Source organism: Thalassotalea euphylliae, from assembly GCF_003390395.1.
GTDB classification, from domain to species: domain Bacteria; phylum Pseudomonadota; class Gammaproteobacteria; order Enterobacterales; family Alteromonadaceae; genus Thalassotalea_F; species Thalassotalea_F euphylliae_C.
This window is the reverse complement of the sequence record NZ_QUOV01000001.1, coordinates 1,157,863-1,174,165: the sequence shown is the minus strand read 5'-3', so window position 1 is coordinate 1,174,165 and position 16,303 is coordinate 1,157,863. Positions and strand designations below refer to the sequence as shown.

At 41.7% G+C, this 16,303-nt stretch carries 13 protein-coding genes; all 13 read right to left on the bottom strand.

The features are described 5' to 3' along the window. Nucleotides 1-50 precede the first annotated feature (50 nt). Nucleotides 51-1,409: a flagellar filament capping protein FliD gene (gene fliD, locus DXX92_RS05215; protein WP_115999479.1), complete on the bottom strand. Its 1,359-nt coding sequence runs from the start codon at nt 1,407-1,409 to the stop codon at nt 51-53. A gap of 73 nt (nt 1,410-1,482) precedes the next feature. After that, nucleotides 1,483-1,941, bottom strand: coding sequence for a flagellar protein FlaG (locus tag DXX92_RS05210; protein WP_181901695.1), 459 nt, complete (start codon nt 1,939-1,941; stop codon nt 1,483-1,485). An 86-nt stretch (nt 1,942-2,027) separates the two neighbouring features. After that, a complete protein-coding gene (locus tag DXX92_RS05205; protein ID WP_115999477.1) occupies nt 2,028-2,840 on the bottom strand; it encodes a flagellin in 813 nt (270 codons plus the stop codon). A gap of 295 nt (nt 2,841-3,135) precedes the next feature. Further along, on the bottom strand, nt 3,136-3,951 hold the full coding sequence (locus tag DXX92_RS05200; protein ID WP_115999475.1) for a flagellin: 816 nt from the start codon (nt 3,949-3,951) through the stop codon (nt 3,136-3,138). Nucleotides 3,952-4,235: 284 nt separating this feature from the next. After that, nucleotides 4,236-6,338: a GSCFA domain-containing protein gene (locus tag DXX92_RS05195; protein ID WP_115999476.1), complete on the bottom strand. Its 2,103-nt coding sequence runs from the start codon at nt 6,336-6,338 to the stop codon at nt 4,236-4,238. A 511-nt stretch (nt 6,339-6,849) separates the two neighbouring features. Beyond that, nucleotides 6,850-7,665, bottom strand: a complete 816-nt coding sequence (locus tag DXX92_RS05190; protein ID WP_115999475.1) for a flagellin — start codon at nt 7,663-7,665, stop codon at nt 6,850-6,852. 190 nt (nt 7,666-7,855) lie between these two features. Continuing rightward, nucleotides 7,856-8,668: a flagellin gene (locus DXX92_RS05185; protein ID WP_115999474.1), complete on the bottom strand. Its 813-nt coding sequence runs from the start codon at nt 8,666-8,668 to the stop codon at nt 7,856-7,858. 314 nt (nt 8,669-8,982) lie between these two features. Continuing rightward, the gene (locus tag DXX92_RS05180; protein WP_115999473.1) at nt 8,983-9,795 is read right to left on the bottom strand and encodes a flagellin; all 813 of its coding nucleotides are present in this window, start codon (nt 9,793-9,795) and stop codon (nt 8,983-8,985) included. Between the two features lie 231 nt (nt 9,796-10,026). Beyond that, on the bottom strand, nt 10,027-10,845 hold the full coding sequence (locus DXX92_RS05175; RefSeq protein ID WP_115999472.1) for a flagellin: 819 nt from the start codon (nt 10,843-10,845) through the stop codon (nt 10,027-10,029). 158 nt (nt 10,846-11,003) lie between these two features. Further along, nucleotides 11,004-11,819, bottom strand: coding sequence for a flagellin (locus tag DXX92_RS05170; RefSeq protein WP_115999471.1), 816 nt, complete (start codon nt 11,817-11,819; stop codon nt 11,004-11,006). Between the two features lie 154 nt (nt 11,820-11,973). Then, nucleotides 11,974-13,179: a flagellar hook-associated protein FlgL gene (gene flgL / locus DXX92_RS05165; RefSeq protein WP_115999470.1), complete on the bottom strand. Its 1,206-nt coding sequence runs from the start codon at nt 13,177-13,179 to the stop codon at nt 11,974-11,976. A gap of 17 nt (nt 13,180-13,196) precedes the next feature. Continuing rightward, on the bottom strand, nt 13,197-15,179 hold the full coding sequence (gene flgK / locus DXX92_RS05160) for a flagellar hook-associated protein FlgK (protein WP_115999469.1): 1,983 nt from the start codon (nt 15,177-15,179) through the stop codon (nt 13,197-13,199). 45 nt (nt 15,180-15,224) lie between these two features. Further along, on the bottom strand, nt 15,225-16,232 hold the full coding sequence (gene flgJ / locus DXX92_RS05155) for a flagellar assembly peptidoglycan hydrolase FlgJ (RefSeq protein WP_115999468.1): 1,008 nt from the start codon (nt 16,230-16,232) through the stop codon (nt 15,225-15,227). Between the last annotated feature and the right edge of the window lie 71 nt (nt 16,233-16,303).

The window sequence follows — 16,303 nt, the reverse complement described above, 5'->3', positions numbered from 1 at the left end:
ATTGATACCTTTTCACTTCGATAACTAATAAGCTTTAAGCTTTACTACTATTAGTTATTATTGTTGTTTGATGATGAGCTACTCAACGTATTCGATACAAAGTCTCTAGTAGAGTTAAAACCAGCAACTGCAGAGTCTAGTGCCGTAAACTGGGCAATCAATCTAGCCTCGTAGTCAGCTAATCTTTCGGCAAACGCAGCTCGCTGGTCACTAATGTCACTCAATTGAGCATTTAGTGATGTTTGACGCTGTGTTAGTACACCATCCGAATCTACATAGTTATCAACAATTGCTGAAATACGTGTAGCGACACCATCGGTATCTGCAAAAAGCTTGCCAACTTCATCTAAATTATTAGTTAGCGCGTCTGTTAGCCGTTGTTCGCCTGTTTGAATGTTCTCTGAACTAAAAGTAGAAACTTCAAGTTTACCACTGCGATTAAGTTCGAGCCCTAGGTTTTGTAAACTTCCAATGCCGCTATTTGCTACGGTGTCGAGTACCACATCGTTAATTTGTTGCCTGACTTGCCTAACATTAGGATCAAACGCTAATCGCCCAAGCCTAGGCGCTCCTAGGCCTGTTAACTGATCTTGCAAGCTATTAAAGCTAGTAACAAACTCATCAATTAGCTCTCGACCACTTTCTGTATCTTGGCTGATTGATAAAGTGGTATTTTCCGATGTTGTTACCGCTTGGGCAGTGATGGTGACATCTTCGATGAAGTTCTTAAATTCGTTAGAGGAATTAGTAGCCGTGTTACCATCAATAGTAATAATGGCATCTTGAGCAGCTCTAACTACTGTATTGTTTGTCGAAATACCTGCCAATGATGCGTCAGAACTAGTGACCGTCAAACTATTGGCAGCCCCAGTTTCAGTTGAGTTTAGTACTAAGAATGTACCAGCATCGCCTTTGATAATGTTTGCTGTAACACCAAAGTTATCAGACTCGGCATTAATCTTATCTCGGATTGCACTCAGGTTATCAGCGGCATCTATATCAACGTTAAAAGTGCTTGAGCCTGCTGAGAATGTCAGAGTTCCACTACCGACAGTATCGCTTGATGAGGTAAACGCTGCTGATTTGAGTTGTGAGCCAGTGGCTAGTTGCTGGACGTTAATATCAAATTCGCCGTTACTTGCAAAACCATTGGTTTGAACAGCAATATTGTCGTTGCTAGCAGTTACAGTTTGCTTGTTAAATGCATCAGCTGCACCTAACCTATCGACCGTCGACTGAAAATCAGAAAGCGCAGATCTGAACGCACCAACACCCGATAATTCAAGCTCTACGGACTCTTGCTGGGTATTAAGCCTATTCTCTGTAGGAAAAGCCTCGGCTTGCAATAAGCCCTCAACTAAAGTGTTAAGTGGTAAACCTGAACCAATACCTAAATTGGTAAATGACATAATGCCTCCATCGAATAAGTTTGAGCCATACTATCAAAAGAGACGACCCCTCAACCACAAGCCTTAATTAAGCTTAAACCTTGTCATCAATTAGTATGCCAGTTTTATCGGCGATTTCGTCTTGTAGACCTTTAATTCTTTCCGCTAACTCAAGAATTTCATCTGACGGGAATTGCTTAATGAGCTCTTGGCTTTGTGCATCGACAACTTTTATAACTGTCTGGCCAGAGCTATCATCTTGCGTAAAATTAACGTTTCTAATCTGAGGTTCAATAAAACTTGAAACTGTTTCTAGTGCTTCTGAAAGCTCAGCCTCTTCAACTTCCCTAGAAGAGTTATCTAAACCATTATCAGAAACATCTGCTGTGACTATATCTTCGGCTGCGACTACCTGATTGGTCTTCACTTGACCCTCAGCCGCGGCTATTTCATTGCCTAAGTCACGCTGAGTGACTTCTCGTTGTGCCGTATCATTAGTACGGCTAAGCCCGTTGTCTAATACTGGCCTTGTAATACTTATACTAGATTCCATAACCGCTCCTATTACTAAGTGGCTAGAACGCATTAGGGCTCTTATCAATAAAGAGCCCTAAAATTATGCCAAAATAATTGGGCTTATTACAGTAATGATAGCGCAATTTGTGGCTGCTGGTTAGCCTGAGCTAACAATGAACTTGCTGCCTGCTGTAATACATTATTACGTGCAAGGTTTGCAGACTCTGCTGCATAATCAGTATCTTGAATGCGTGAGCGAGATGCTGATACATTTTGCGCAGTGTTGTCATTACTTCGAATAACAGAGCTAAAACGGTTTTGCGCAGCACCTAGGTTTGCCCTAACAGTGTTCACAGTAGCTAAAGCACTATCCAAATCGGTAATTCTTGACTGCGCAGCATTGAAGGTTAATAAGTCGCCATTAGCACCAATTGCACCACTAGAGAAATTTGTTGAAATTTCTACCGCAATCAATTGGTTGGCATTTGCACCTACTTGGAATTGCTCACTATAGCTACCATTAAGTAACTGTACACCACCAAAGCTAGTTTGGTCTGCAATACGTGATAGCTCATTTTCAAGCGCTGTATATTCGGTGTTTAATGCAATTCTATCAGCAGATGAATTTGAGCCATTCGACGCTTGTACCGCTAGTGTTCGCATACGTTGAATTGTATTCGTGTACTCTTCTAAAGCACCTTCAGCCGTTTGCGCCAAAGATATAGCGTCGTTGGCGTTGCGCGTGCCTTGATTTAAGCCATTGATTTGAGACGTTAGACGGCTTGAAATTTGTAAACCGGCAGCATCATCTCGAGCGCTGTTGATGCGCTTGCCTGAAGATAAACGCTCAAAACTTGTTCCTAAATCATTAGTAGAACGAGACAGCTGACGCTGAGAGTTCAATGATTGAATATTACTATTTACCACTAAAGCCATAATATTTGCCTCTTGGATAACCCTTTTAGTTAATATTGCGAGGTTTAATCACTAGCTACGATCGCCTCTTAGAACATTTATCGACCACTTATCAAATAACTTTAAGTTTATTTGAAAAAAAAGTGATGATTTATCCACCAGCACTTCACTTAACTCCGAACAGTTACTAAACGAGTAAACCTCTAGTTTGTGCTTTAACTACCAAAGGCAAACAAGCTATCTCTTCACAATGAAACTGAAAAAGGGCACTGAAATCTCAGTGCCCTTTTTATGAACAACGCAGTTGTTAGTTCTATTACAATAATGACAATGCGATTTGTGGCTGCTGGTTAGCCTGTGCTAACAATGAACTCGCTGCCTGCTGCAGCACGTTATTACGTGCCAAGTTCGCTGACTCTGCTGCGTAATCAGTATCTTCGATACGTGAACGTGATGCTGATACGTTTTGTGCGGTGTTGTCATTACTCCGGATAACTGAACTGAACCGGTTTTGCGCAGCACCCAGGTTTGAACGCGTTGTATTCACAACTTCTAACGCACTGTCTAGTTTAGCAATAGCCGATTGTGCTTTATCAAAACTGGATACACCACCACCAGCACCTAACACAGACGTATTATCAAAGTTCTGAGTGATAGAAATTGAAATGGTTTGGCCAGCATTAGCACCTACTTGGAATCGCTCACTGTACTCACCATTAAGCAACGACACACCACCAAAGCTAGTTTGATCAGAAATACGTGTTAGTTCTGACTCAAGTGCCGTGTACTCTGTATTTAGTGCAATTCTATCAGCAGTAGAGTTAGAGCCGTTTGATGATTGAACTGCTAATGTACGCATACGCTGGATTGTATTGGTATATTCTTCCAAAGCACCTTCAGCTGTTTGTGCCAACGAGATAGCATCGTTGGCATTACGCGTACCCTGGTTTAAGCCGTTAATTTGAGAAGTTAAGCGACTTGAGATTTGAAGACCAGCGGCATCATCTCGTGCACTGTTGATTCGCTTACCTGATGATAAGCGTTCAAAGCTTGTGCCTAAATCATTGGTAGAGCGAGAAAGCTGACGCTGAGAATTCAATGATTGAATATTACTATTTACAACTAAAGCCATAATCTGCCTCGGAGTAACTTATGTTAATGATGGAGGCCTAACACTAGATTCTGGCCCTGTTACTTACTTATCGACAGCTTCGTTATTAACTTTAGAATTTTTTAATAGTTTTTTGCATTAGCCTACTAACGGTTAAATATAGATAACGATTAGCCTCGGTATAACCGCAGAATCTACACGTGGTTTTAAAGTACCCAAACCCAGATGTGTGTAGTGAGCGCTTTCAAGAAAATAACGTTATCTATATAAATTACTGAACAAACACATTAAAACTATACGCACTGTTATAGTACGTACATTTCCTTAAACATTTCAATCACTCGAGCGACAGTTTTCGGTTTAACGTGTCTACTATCTGGCTCCCAGGCATCGTGACAACATTCAGTAACAAGCTCATAGCTTGGCAAGTAATAGATATCTTGATTATTCGCGACCAGTTGCTCTGCTGCGACCCTAAGTACAGACTTAGAGTAACAATTAGCGCTAATAACATGGTGCTCATCAGCTCTCCCAGTTGCTAAAAGCGGTATCGGAGAGACACTAACAACCAACTTAAATTCTCGGTTATGTTGCTTAATAATATTAAAGAAACCTTGAATGAAATCGACATTTTCCTGCACTGTTAAGCTTCTATGGTTAACTAAATGATGCATATTCTCTCTAGGGGTTCGAGATAAAAATGTACCATCTTGAAGTTGCCAACATTCATTTAAACCAAGGGTAATGATGAATACTTTGCATTCAAGCAATGCACTGCGCACAGCCTCGAGATGGCTATCATAGTCAGCTAAGTATGCAGCTTTGGTTTCGAATGCAACATTATCCCGATAAGGGTCAAGGTAATAACCGCTCTCATGTTGGATCAGTAATTTATTGAAATGGCGAACACCAAAGGCTTTTTCAGCAAGCTGTAAAAAGCTTGGAGTATTAAAAAGAAGACCATAATTAGCACAAAATTTTGCGTATTGGTCGCCGGGTTGGTAGCCATCAACCACCAAGCCAGAAAGCGCATCATCATTTCTTTCCGTAATGACATAATTGTAGCCAGCCTGTTGTAAGTGCTTTGCTATTTCAAACGCAAAGCAACTACCCGCAGAGCCAATAGGCGTATTGATATCCATAATGGGCTGTTTTTCGACATACGGCAGCATATCAAATTTAGATAAAGGCGATGCTTGATGCTCAGGATTCGGCCAAAATACTGCGGCTGGGTTAGGCTTATTATCAATACGATAGCAGTTTGAAGCATCAAGAAAGCTCTTCTCATACTCCGCTATTTCTGATAACGCTTTAACCCAATCACTTTGAATGATTTGCTTACTGTCAAATTGCGAGATTATGGTGTTCTTAATAAAGCGCAGTAAAGCAAATAAGTTATTATTTTCAGCAACGCCAAAATCACTACTTTTTATATGATTAAACAGCGCCTTTGCTAGTGAGATGTTGCTAAAGATGTTTGCCAACAAATATTCGAGATGCTGTTCGTTTGAAACTTGGTAGTCTGTTGCAATTTCAATGCAGTCTTCCTCAAGCAACGCCTGAGTTGTCATTTTTTTGCAAATTGCAGCAAATTCCATAAAGTCTTGACAGCCATAAACGGGAAAATAACGGTTTTCGATCACATCTCGCCAATGCAATGCCGATGGCAACACGCAAAAATGAAGGGCATAACGTGTTTTCTCTGGTATTGGTGGCAACGCTCGATGGGCGACTTGATTAGGGTTAAAAATAACGGCATCACCAACGCTAGGCTTTAAACTCTGAGGGTTATAATTTACGTTAAAATGCTCACATAACGGCGTAATATTAGTGTTTCTATCATTATAATTATTAAAGATATAACCAATCTCTTTTAATTTATCGGTCGCTTGCTTATCTAAAAAAGGGGTGTCACTTTTATGTTCATCATGACCGTTCAAATAGACTATAACCTTTAAATGTTTAGTCGGACCTGCATCACAATGCCACCTTGCCGACACAGAGCTTTGTTCATCAGTTGAGGCTACTTTTTCGATAGACCACCAAAAAATGCAATATTCGCTGTTAAAATAAGAGCGAATTTGCTCATCTAAATCTTCATTAAAGACCTGCTCGATTAACACTTGAGCGACTGATTCATGTCGAATGCCTTGCTGGTCTTGCTCAAACTCATCAATAACAGACTGACAAACCTCGGAAGCTAGCTGGCCTTTTAACAAATGTAGGTGCTCCGTTGTCAAAGGTGTTTCGGTACTAGTCCTTTCAAAAGCTGCTTTAGCACGCTCACAAATAGCTCTATAACCAAAGTTTTCATCAAAAACTTTTTCGGTAACGAGATAACGGTTAGGCACTAATTTATATTCAATTTCTCCTACATTGAGCACTTCAGCCTGCGTATGTTCACCCATAGATAATTCCACTTGAAAAGTTTCACTAAACAAAGCAAATAATAAGCCAGTAAAGGTATGGAAATTTTAGATTTTTAGATTAAATTATTTGCGTAGTTTACTTTAGCTACACAGTAACATTAGGCCAATAAAAAGGACTTTGCGGTTAAGAGCCTTAGTGACATAAATTAGGTGCCAGTTCTTATTGAACACCAATAACTTTTTAAACCGCTAAATTAAGAAACTTTATGCGGTAGTTGTTAAGTGACTAAGCGTACTAAAAATAATGAGTTAATCGCCTTTAAATTGGCGTGGATTAACCCAAGAAAAAGCAAAACTCACCTAAAAAACACATGATAAGTACGCAATTAAATGGGCGGCAGGCAACCATAAAATGGCTTTATAATCGATGAGCATTTATCACCAATGTGCCCCCTCCGTATGACCCTAAAATGAAAAACGCCCGATGAACTACATCGAGCGTTTTGAAGAAAATAGTGCCAACTTATACAAGAGCACACATTTAAAGAAATTATAGCAATGAAAGTGCGATTTGTGGCTGCTGGTTAGCCTGAGCTAACAACGAACTCGCTGCCTGCTGCAGCACGTTATTACGTGCCAAGTTCGCTGACTCTGCTGCGTAATCAGTATCTTCGATACGTGAACGTGATGCTGATACGTTTTGTGCGGTGTTGTCATTACTCCGGATAACTGAACTGAACCGGTTTTGCGCAGCACCCAGGTTTGAACGCGTTGTATTCACAACTTCTAACGCACTGTCTAGTTTAGCAATAGCCGATTGTGCTTTATCAAAACTGGATACACCACCACCAGCACCTAACACAGACGTATTATCAAAGTTCTGAGTGATAGAAATTGAAATGGTTTGGCCAGCATTAGCACCTACTTGGAATCGCTCACTGTACTCACCATTAAGCAACGACACACCACCAAAGCTAGTTTGATCAGAAATACGTGTTAGTTCTGACTCAAGTGCCGTGTACTCTGTATTTAGTGCAATTCTATCAGCAGTAGAGTTAGAGCCGTTTGATGATTGAACTGCTAATGTACGCATACGCTGGATTGTATTGGTATATTCTTCCAAAGCACCTTCAGCTGTTTGTGCCAACGAGATAGCATCGTTGGCATTACGCGTACCTTGGTTTAAGCCGTTAATTTGGGAAGTTAAGCGGCTTGAGATTTGAAGACCAGCGGCATCATCTCGTGCACTGTTGATTCGCTTACCTGACGATAAGCGCTCAAAGCTTGTGCCTAAATCATTGGTAGAACGAGAAAGCTGACGCTGAGAGTTCAATGATTGAATATTACTATTTACAACTAAAGCCATAATCTGCCTCGGAGTAACTTATGTTAATGATGGAGGCCTAACACTAGATTCTGGCCCTGTTAATTACTTATCGGCACCTTCGTTATTAACTTTAAATTTTTTTTAAAATTAATATCCCCCAAAGGCGACACACAATAAAAAGGCTCTAACAAGTAGAGCCTTTGAATAAATGTCAATACAACTAAAGTGTTTACAATAACGACAATGCGATCTGTGGTTGCTGATTTGCCTGCGCCAATAGTGAACTCGCCGCCTGCTGCAATACGTTGTTTCGTGCTAGATTAGCCGATTCTGCTGCATAGTCTGTATCTTCAATACGTGAACGAGATGCTGATACGTTTTGTGCAGTATTGTCGTTACTTCGAATAACAGAGCTAAAACGGTTTTGTGAAGCACCTAAATTAGCGCGAGTTTCGTTTACGGTTGCAAGTACACTATCTAAGTTAGTAATTGATGATTGCGCATCAGCGAAAGAGGTCAATGACCCCTCAGCACCTATAGTCGTCGCTGAGAAGTTTTGAGTGACACTAACAGAAATCGTTTGACCGGCATTAGCACCAATCTGGAATTCATTTGCGTATGAGCCGTCAAGTAGTGACACGCCACCGAAGCTGGTTTGTTCAGCTATACGGCTAAGCTCACTTTCAAGCGCTGTATATTCCGTGTTTAACGCAATTCTATCAGCAGATGAGTTTGAACCATTTGATGCTTGTACCGCTAAGGTACGCATACGCTGTACGGTATTAGTATATTCCTCTAACGCACCTTCTGCTGTCTGTGCTAGTGAAATCGCATCGTTTGCGTTTCGAGATGCTTGATTAAGACCGTTTACTTGCGAAGTTAGACGACTTGAGATCTGCAAGCCAGCGGCATCGTCTCGTGCACTGTTGATTCGCTTACCTGATGATAAGCGTTCAAAGCTTGTGCCTAAGTCATTGGTAGAACGAGAAAGCTGTCGCTGAGAGTTCAATGATTGAATATTACTGTTTACTACTAAAGCCATAATATGCCTCGTCAAAAAGCCTTAAATATAATTAACGGTAGGAATTACAATCTATAATGTTCTACCCAGTTAATTAGCTTATCGACCCCCCGTAATATAACTTTAATCTTTTTTAGGGTTATTTTTATTTTGGCTAGAAAGGAACATGCTGACAATTTAACTTGGCATAACTTACTTACAATAAACTCCACGATAAAGTTTGGTATTACAAGTAAAATTAACCTTCTACTCTCTACTTTTTAACCTCTACGAACGCAATAAAAAAGGCTCTAACACGCAGAGCCTTTGAACTAATGTGAATACTACTGAAGTGATTACAGTAACGACAGAGCGATCTGTGGTTGCTGATTTGCCTGCGCCAATAGTGAACTCGCCGCCTGCTGCAATACGTTATTTCGTGCTAGATTAGCCGATTCTGCCGCATAGTCTGTATCTTCAATACGTGAACGAGATGCTGATACGTTTTGTGCAGTATTGTCGTTACTTCGAATAACAGAGCTAAAACGGTTTTGCGCCGCACCCAAGTTAGCGCGAGTTTCGTTTACGGTTGCAAGTACACTATCTAAGTTAGTAATTGATGATTGCGCATCAGCGAAAGAGGTCAATGACCCCTCAGCGCCTATAGTCGTCGCAGAGAAGTTTTGAGTAACACTAACAGAAATCGTTTGACCGGCATTAGCACCAATCTGGAATTCATTTGCATATGAGCCGTCAAGCAGTGATACGCCACCGAAGCTGGTTTGTTCAGCGATACGGCTAAGCTCACTTTCAAGCGCAGTAAATTCCGTGTTTAACGCAGTTCTATCAGCAGTAGAGTTTGAACCATTCGACGCTTGTACCGCCAAGGTACGCATACGCTGTACGGTATTCGTATATTCCTCTAACGCACCTTCCGCTGTTTGTGCTAGTGAAATTGCATCGTTTGCGTTTCGAGATGCTTGGTTAAGACCGTTAACTTGCGAAGTTAGACGGCTTGAGATTTGCAAACCAGCCGCATCGTCTCGTGCACTGTTGATTCGCTTACCTGATGATAAACGTTCAAAGCTTGTGCCTAAGTCATTGGTAGAACGAGAAAGCTGTCGCTGAGAGTTCAATGATTGAATATTACTGTTTACTACTAAAGCCATAATATTTTTCCTCCGAGAATTGTCCCTAAATATTTAAGTAAATATAGAGGTCAACCCTGCTGATGTGTCCTCTGTTATTTATGATATCGACTGCATTAAATAAAACTTTAAGTTTTTTATCTAACGCCCGCCTATTTTTGATATTCGGCCGCCTTGTACAAGTAAAAGACTACTAACTGAAAGTAAAAAGCCCGCATAGCGAGCTTTAAAGTAACCATTAGTTTTAGTTGTTTACTGCAGCAAACTCAGTGCGATTTGAGGCTGCTGGTTAGCCTGAGCTAAAATCGTACTTGAAGCCTGTTGAAGTACGTTACTTCTTGCCAGTGCTGCTGACTCAGCAGCGTAGTCAGTATCTTCGATACGCGAACGAGAAGCCGACACGTTTTGCGCAGTGTTATCGTTACTGCGAATTACAGAACTAAAGCGGTTTTGTGCAGCACCTAGATCTGCCCTTGTCGAGTTAACTGTTGCTAGGGCACTATCCAATCGTTCAATTGCAGTTTGCGCTGCAGAGAATGTCAGTAGGTTACTCGCAGAACCCAGCATTGTCGTGTTATTAAAGTTTTGGTTAATGCTTACAGAAATAACCTGGCCAGCATTAGCACCCACCTGAAAGGTTTCTGCATATGTTCCGTTAAGTAACTTAACGCCACCAAATTCTGCATCTGTGGAAATCCGAGTAAGCTCAGCTTCAAGCGCAGTATACTCTGTATCTAGCGCAACTCGGTCAGCGGTTGAGTTAGATCCATTAGAGGCTTGAACTGCTAACGTACGCATACGCTGTATAGTATTCGTATACTCTTCTAATGCGCCCTCAGCTGTTTGCGCTAAAGAAATCGCATCATTGGCATTTCGAGACGCTTGATTCAAACCGTTTACCTGTGAAGTTAAACGACTAGAGATTTGTAAACCTGCCGCATCATCTTTTGCACTATTGATGCGTTTACCAGAAGAAAGACGCTCATAAGATGTACCTAGGTCATCAGTTGAACGACTTAACTGACGCTGAGCATTTAAAGAAGATACATTACTGTTAACAACTAAAGCCATAATTTTTCTTTAATCCTTTATCGGAATAAAGCCTCTAATTTGATTTAATAATTTAAATACTTATTGATTTATTATTAGGCCTTTACCTTTAAGCTAAGCAGCTATTACCTGTGTAACACCCATTCGCTTATTAGTGTATTAGAGGCCCCCCGATGTCTCTATTGCAGCAAACTTAGTGCAATCTGAGGCTGCTGATTAGCCTGAGATAATATTGTGCTTGATGCTTGTTGTAAGACGTTGTTTCTTGCTAATGCAGCTGATTCAGCAGCGTAGTCAGTGTCTTCAATACGTGAACGTGATGCTGAAACATTCTGCGAAGTGTTGTCGTTACTTCGAATAACTGAACTAAAGCGGTTTTGCGCGGCACCTAAGTTGGCTCGCGTTGTGTTTACCGTTGCTAAAACACTATCTAAGTTCTCAATAGCAGTCTGAGCGCCGTCAAAGGTTGACAGAGAACCAGATGCACCGATGGTACCGCTAGCAAAGTTAGTTGAAATGTCTACTCGAATTGTTTGACCTGCATTAGCACCTACTTGGAATTGTTCACTGTAAGTACCTTGCAATAACTTCACTCCACCAAACTCAGTATCTGTAGATATCCTAGTTAGCTCATCTTCTAGCGCTGTAAATTCAGTATTCAATGCAATTCTATCTGCAGTTGAGTTAGAGCCGTTTGACGCTTGAACCGCCAAAGTACGCATACGCTGGATAGTATTGGTGTACTCTTCTAAAGCGCCTTCCGCGGTTTGTGCTAATGAAATCGCATCATTAGCATTTCGAGACGCTTGATTTAGACCGTTTACCTGTGAAGTTAAACGACTAGATATTTGCAAGCCCGCCGCATCATCTCTTGCGCTATTAATACGCTTACCCGAAGACAGACGCTCGAATGAAGTCCCTAATTCATCAGTTGAGCGGCTTAATTGACGCTGAGCATTCAATGACGACACATTACTGTTAACAACTAAAGCCATTGTTATCATCTCCTAATCTAGGTTGCGGTTCGCTTGCTGATAACAGGTTGATGGAACCACAGGTTTAAAATTTGACACTAAATTGTGCTGATACTCGATTTAATGCACATGTTGTGCCAAATAAAACAAACCAGCATAAAAATTTCTAATAAAATTAAATAAAGTTAAATAGACTTAACTCTCTGACTTGTACAAATGTCTGCTGAGCCGCTTGCAGCGCGGTCTGTGACTGTTGAAAATCACTGACTGCTTTAGCAAAGTCCAAATCTTCAATACCAGAACGGCTACCTTCTATGATTAACTCGTTGTCTGCATGGATATTTTTTTGACTATCAATAAGTTGGCGATTAACACCCGCTTCCGCTTGACGTGCTAACAGGTGATTAATTGACGCATCAATGTTCGCCAAAATTTCGGCGTGATCGACTCCGTGCTGAGTTGGGTTTGCAGGATTTGTTCCCTGCTTTATCCAATCTAATGCCGCACCAACTGTCTCAAAAACACTCACTTCTTCATCAGGCTGCAACTCAAAACTGTCACCCGGCAATGGGTTGCCGCTTATTTGAACTTCTAATCCGTTGAAGGCAACCGTTTGCCCTGCCGCATAGGTATTGGTATTAAAAACGGTATTGCCTAGGCTATCTGTCACCGTTAGGTCTGTAGCTGAGGTAAAATTAAAAGTGTAATCAGGGGGATTGGTGGTAGTGTTATAGGCACCGCGATTTGCAACCACAGCTGACTGCAAGGAAATACCTGATGTATTAGCCAAGTAATTGGCAGAAAAATCACCGGTAGGATTCTCAACATTTAAAAATGCTTTATCACCTGGCTGATTTAAGGTGACATCAACATTACTGCCAATCGAAAGCTCTCTAACGCCATTATCACCGTTATAGACCACAGAATTATCAGGCTGACGAATAAACGGCTGTTGATTAGTTTGGAAACCCGCAAAAATAAAACCACCGGTATCATCTTTGTTATTGGCGATATCCAATAATTGTTCGAAAGAATTGTCTGCCACCTGTGCAATTGACGCTAAATCGTTATCACCAAGCACACCATTGTTGGCTTGGATAAACCTCTGTTTTAGGGTTTCAAGTACTTTGATTGCCGACGAAAAAGAGGTTTCTTGTAGGCTGTTTCTGTTTTCAGCAATAGTGATGTTTCGTTCAAACTGCTCAATACTTGACAACTCTCCTTTTAACCCCGTTAAGGTGCCAAAATTTACCGCATCATCTTTTGCGCTTAAAACACGCTTACCTGAAGACAAGTATTGTGTTTGCTCATTAACATTTGACTGTTGCTGACTAATTTGTTGACTGTTTTGAAAATAAAACTGTGCAGTTGAAACTCTCATTGTTTATTCCTTAGCCTTTAACCTACTGCCGATAGCAAGGTGTCAAAAATAGTGTTAGCGACTGAAACCACCCGTGATGAAGCTTGATATGCCTGCTGAAAGCGCAATAAATTGGCTGCCTCTTCATCCAAATTCACACCAGAAGTTTCTTGATTGCGATTAAAAGCTTGGGTAAATAGCGCTTGCGATGTTTCTGCTCCAAGCTCTGCGGCTTTTGCTTGGCTACCAACCTGTGCCGTGGTAATGCCAATACTTTGACTAAAGCTCTCTCGGCCGCCGTTGATAATGCCCTGCTCTCTGGTATCGGCGATAAATTTCGCATTTTCTCCATTACCTGTGCCAAAGGCATCGCTAATGGTAAATTGCTCAGGACCATTAGGTGCCTGACCAGACGGTCTCCCTGAGATTTCAATGGTAAATGCCGCGGTTGCTGGAGCTGCCGGCAGTTGTATCTGCTGTGATGGCGGCGTGTACGCAGCGGGTGCCGATGTTGTGTTTGTTGTCAGGTTGGTAATGGTGTAATTAAAAGTGCCCGAACCCGCAGGACTTTCTAATACATTAACTCGCAAAGGAGCTGCTGCTCGAGCTGCAACAGGGTCTGCCACTGCAACAATTTCAACTTCACCTGCGCTGACATTATTGCTTGATGCAGTAACACTAACTGCAGAACTGGCAGCAATCGCTTTACCGTCGGTTAGCTCAACTTGCATCAAAGCTGCGCTATTTTCAGTCGGACGAATAGTGAACCTGTCTCCTGCTGCTGGTGTACCGGAGTTTTCAACAAAGTTAAAACCAAAACTTGTGGTATAAGTACCAGAACCAGGTGCACCGAGGTTAGTGGTGGTACCGTCAGCAAGATTCGTTAATTGATAGTTAGCACCATCAAAAGAGAGATCAAAGTCATTTGTCGGCAACTGCGACACATTTGTAATTTCAATGCCTGCTTGTAGTCCAGGTGTTGAATTACCAGAGTAAGGAAGAATCCGTGATGTTTGGTTTGTTGTGTCATTAATGTCACGGAAAAAGTTAGCGCCTTGCCCTTGGTTTAAGTCTAAACCTTGACGTTGAGCGCCATTAAGCGTTTCTGATAATACCAATGCAACTCGGTTTATTTGACTGCGCGCCTGCGCTAAATCTTCATCTCTAAATTTTATTTTTGCGCCTAACGAACCACCTAAGGAGTCTTGCTTAAGCGGAATTGTGGTATTTTTACTAGCGATAGCCACTTGTGTTTGCAAAGGGTCTGGATCGCCCGGCACAACTTGTAAGCTCAAAGGAGTTGTTCCAGCAACAAGTGTATTGCCGCTACCAATCATTACCGTCATCACGCCATTGGCATCTGTTACGGTATTTACACTGGTAAATTCAGCTAATTGATTAATTAACCTGTCGCGCTCATCCAGCAAGTCATTTGGTTGCCCAGGCTGGCCTGGTGAGTTTGTATGAAGTATTTGCTCATTAATATTGGCAAGTTCAGTTGATATCTCTGAAATCTGCTTAGCAATCTCTTCAATTTCACCATTGGTTGCCGTTTCAATACGATCAAAACTGTCATTCAAATTATTAAAATTTGTCGTCAAGGTTTTGGCTTGATTAAGCGCAATGCTTCGCAGAGCAGGATCTGACGGATTGTCAGCGATAGAGTTAATAGACTGATAAAACTGTTCAATAGAGCTAGTAATGGCCCCGCCTGCCGAGCCTAAAATACCATTAAGCTGCGTTAAACTCGCGTTGCTGGCATTGGCAGCCCCTAAATTGGATTGATTAATAACTTGCTCACGGTAAGCAAATTGGTCGTACAACCTTGAAATATCAGCGACATAAGTACCCGTACCAATAAAGTTGCCACCCGATTGAAGCGCTTGCGTTGGCGACTGCTCAGCACGTTGTCGGCTGTAGCCATCGGTATTAACATTGGCAATGTTATGGCCGGTTGTAGCTAACTGTTGTTGCGCCGACAATAAGCCGCTAACACCAGTTTGATACAAGTTGACAGTCATGCTTTACGCTCCTCGATTACCGAGGACAAAGCACTCGATAACAGTTTATTGGTTCAGAAAATTACTCACCGACTTCAACGTTCCTAAAATTTTGTTTGCGTAGTTAGGATCCGTCGCATATCCGGCTTTCTGTAGTCCTTGCAGGAAGTGTTCCACATTGTCAGGTTTTGCTAATGCGTCTTGATAACGCGTACCTGAAGAAAGGAAATTAACGTAGTCGTTAACGCTCTCGCTAATACTGTTGTAGACACGGAAAGGCTCGTTTTTCTTAACCAAACTGCCCTGTTCAAACTCCAGTGTGTCTTTCTGCGCTTTCTCGCCAGTCCAGCGGCTGTCTGCCTTGATATTAAAGAGATTGTTAGAACTTGTGCCGTCACTGTTTTTGATAATTTTTTGGCCCCAGCCAGTTTCTAAAGCGGCTTGGGCTATTACTACTTGGAATGGCACCCCAAGCTGGCGTTCAACTTGTTTTGCAGGCTCGGTTAACGCGGTAACAAAATCTTGAGGTTGGTTAAATTCTGGAGAAGATTTTTCTGATGTTTTGACGACGCTATTCGCTTTTGCTAATGGAACTTGAGTGCCAGCTTGACGATTATTTGACACCTTATCGGCGCTTTTCTCAGCACCAGATAAAAATTGCTCAGCTAAGCGAGCGACGTCACCCTCAACCTTTTGACTAGCGGGTGCTTGGTGATCAGTGCGAATTACTGAACGCGGCGTAAAAGAACCATCGCCACCGCCTAATTGGCGCTCAATCAGTTCTGCTAAGCCAAGCGTGCCCTTGTTCGACATATCAAGCGCCATTTGCTGATCTTGCATGTCGCGATAAAATTTAGTTGATTGCGAGTTAAACGGGCTATCAGCTTCAAGTACTTCCTGTGCGCTACGCATGCTCTTTAGCAGCATTTGCATGAAAATAGATTCAAATTGCTGCGCAGCTTCTTTTAACGCTGCCTTTTTTGACGCTTGATCAGTTTGATTAGCTTGCTGACGTATATTGTTCAGGCCATTTAGATCAAAAAAGTTTCTTGCTTCTGCTAGTTTGTTATCCACAAAAATACCTTTTTCCTTAACCTAACATTTACACCAAAAGTTAAAACTCAACACTAATGCCGCCAACGAGT

Coding starts and splice junctions, on each gene's coding strand:
- DXX92_RS05170 (WP_115999471.1), bottom strand. CDS start 11,819: ATGGCTTTAGTTGTTAACAGTAATGTGTCGTCATTGAATGCTCAGCGT.
- DXX92_RS05175 (WP_115999472.1), bottom strand. CDS start 10,845: ATGGCTTTAGTTGTTAACAGTAATGTATCTTCTTTAAATGCTCAGCGT.
- flgL (WP_115999470.1), bottom strand. CDS start 13,179: ATGAGAGTTTCAACTGCACAGTTTTATTTTCAAAACAGTCAACAAATT.
- fliD (WP_115999479.1), bottom strand. CDS start 1,409: ATGTCATTTACCAATTTAGGTATTGGTTCAGGTTTACCACTTAACACT.
- DXX92_RS05195 (WP_115999476.1), bottom strand. CDS start 6,338: ATGGGTGAACATACGCAGGCTGAAGTGCTCAATGTAGGAGAAATTGAA.
- DXX92_RS05180 (WP_115999473.1), bottom strand. CDS start 9,795: ATGGCTTTAGTAGTAAACAGTAATATTCAATCATTGAACTCTCAGCGA.
- DXX92_RS05185 (WP_115999474.1), bottom strand. CDS start 8,668: ATGGCTTTAGTAGTAAACAGTAATATTCAATCATTGAACTCTCAGCGA.
- flgK (WP_115999469.1), bottom strand. CDS start 15,179: ATGACTGTCAACTTGTATCAAACTGGTGTTAGCGGCTTATTGTCGGCG.
- DXX92_RS05200 (WP_115999475.1), bottom strand. CDS start 3,951: ATGGCTTTAGTTGTAAATAGTAATATTCAATCATTGAATTCTCAGCGT.
- DXX92_RS05205 (WP_115999477.1), bottom strand. CDS start 2,840: ATGGCTTTAGTGGTAAATAGTAATATTCAATCATTGAACTCTCAGCGT.
- DXX92_RS05190 (WP_115999475.1), bottom strand. CDS start 7,665: ATGGCTTTAGTTGTAAATAGTAATATTCAATCATTGAACTCTCAGCGT.
- DXX92_RS05210 (WP_181901695.1), bottom strand. CDS start 1,941: ATGGAATCTAGTATAAGTATTACAAGGCCAGTATTAGACAACGGGCTT.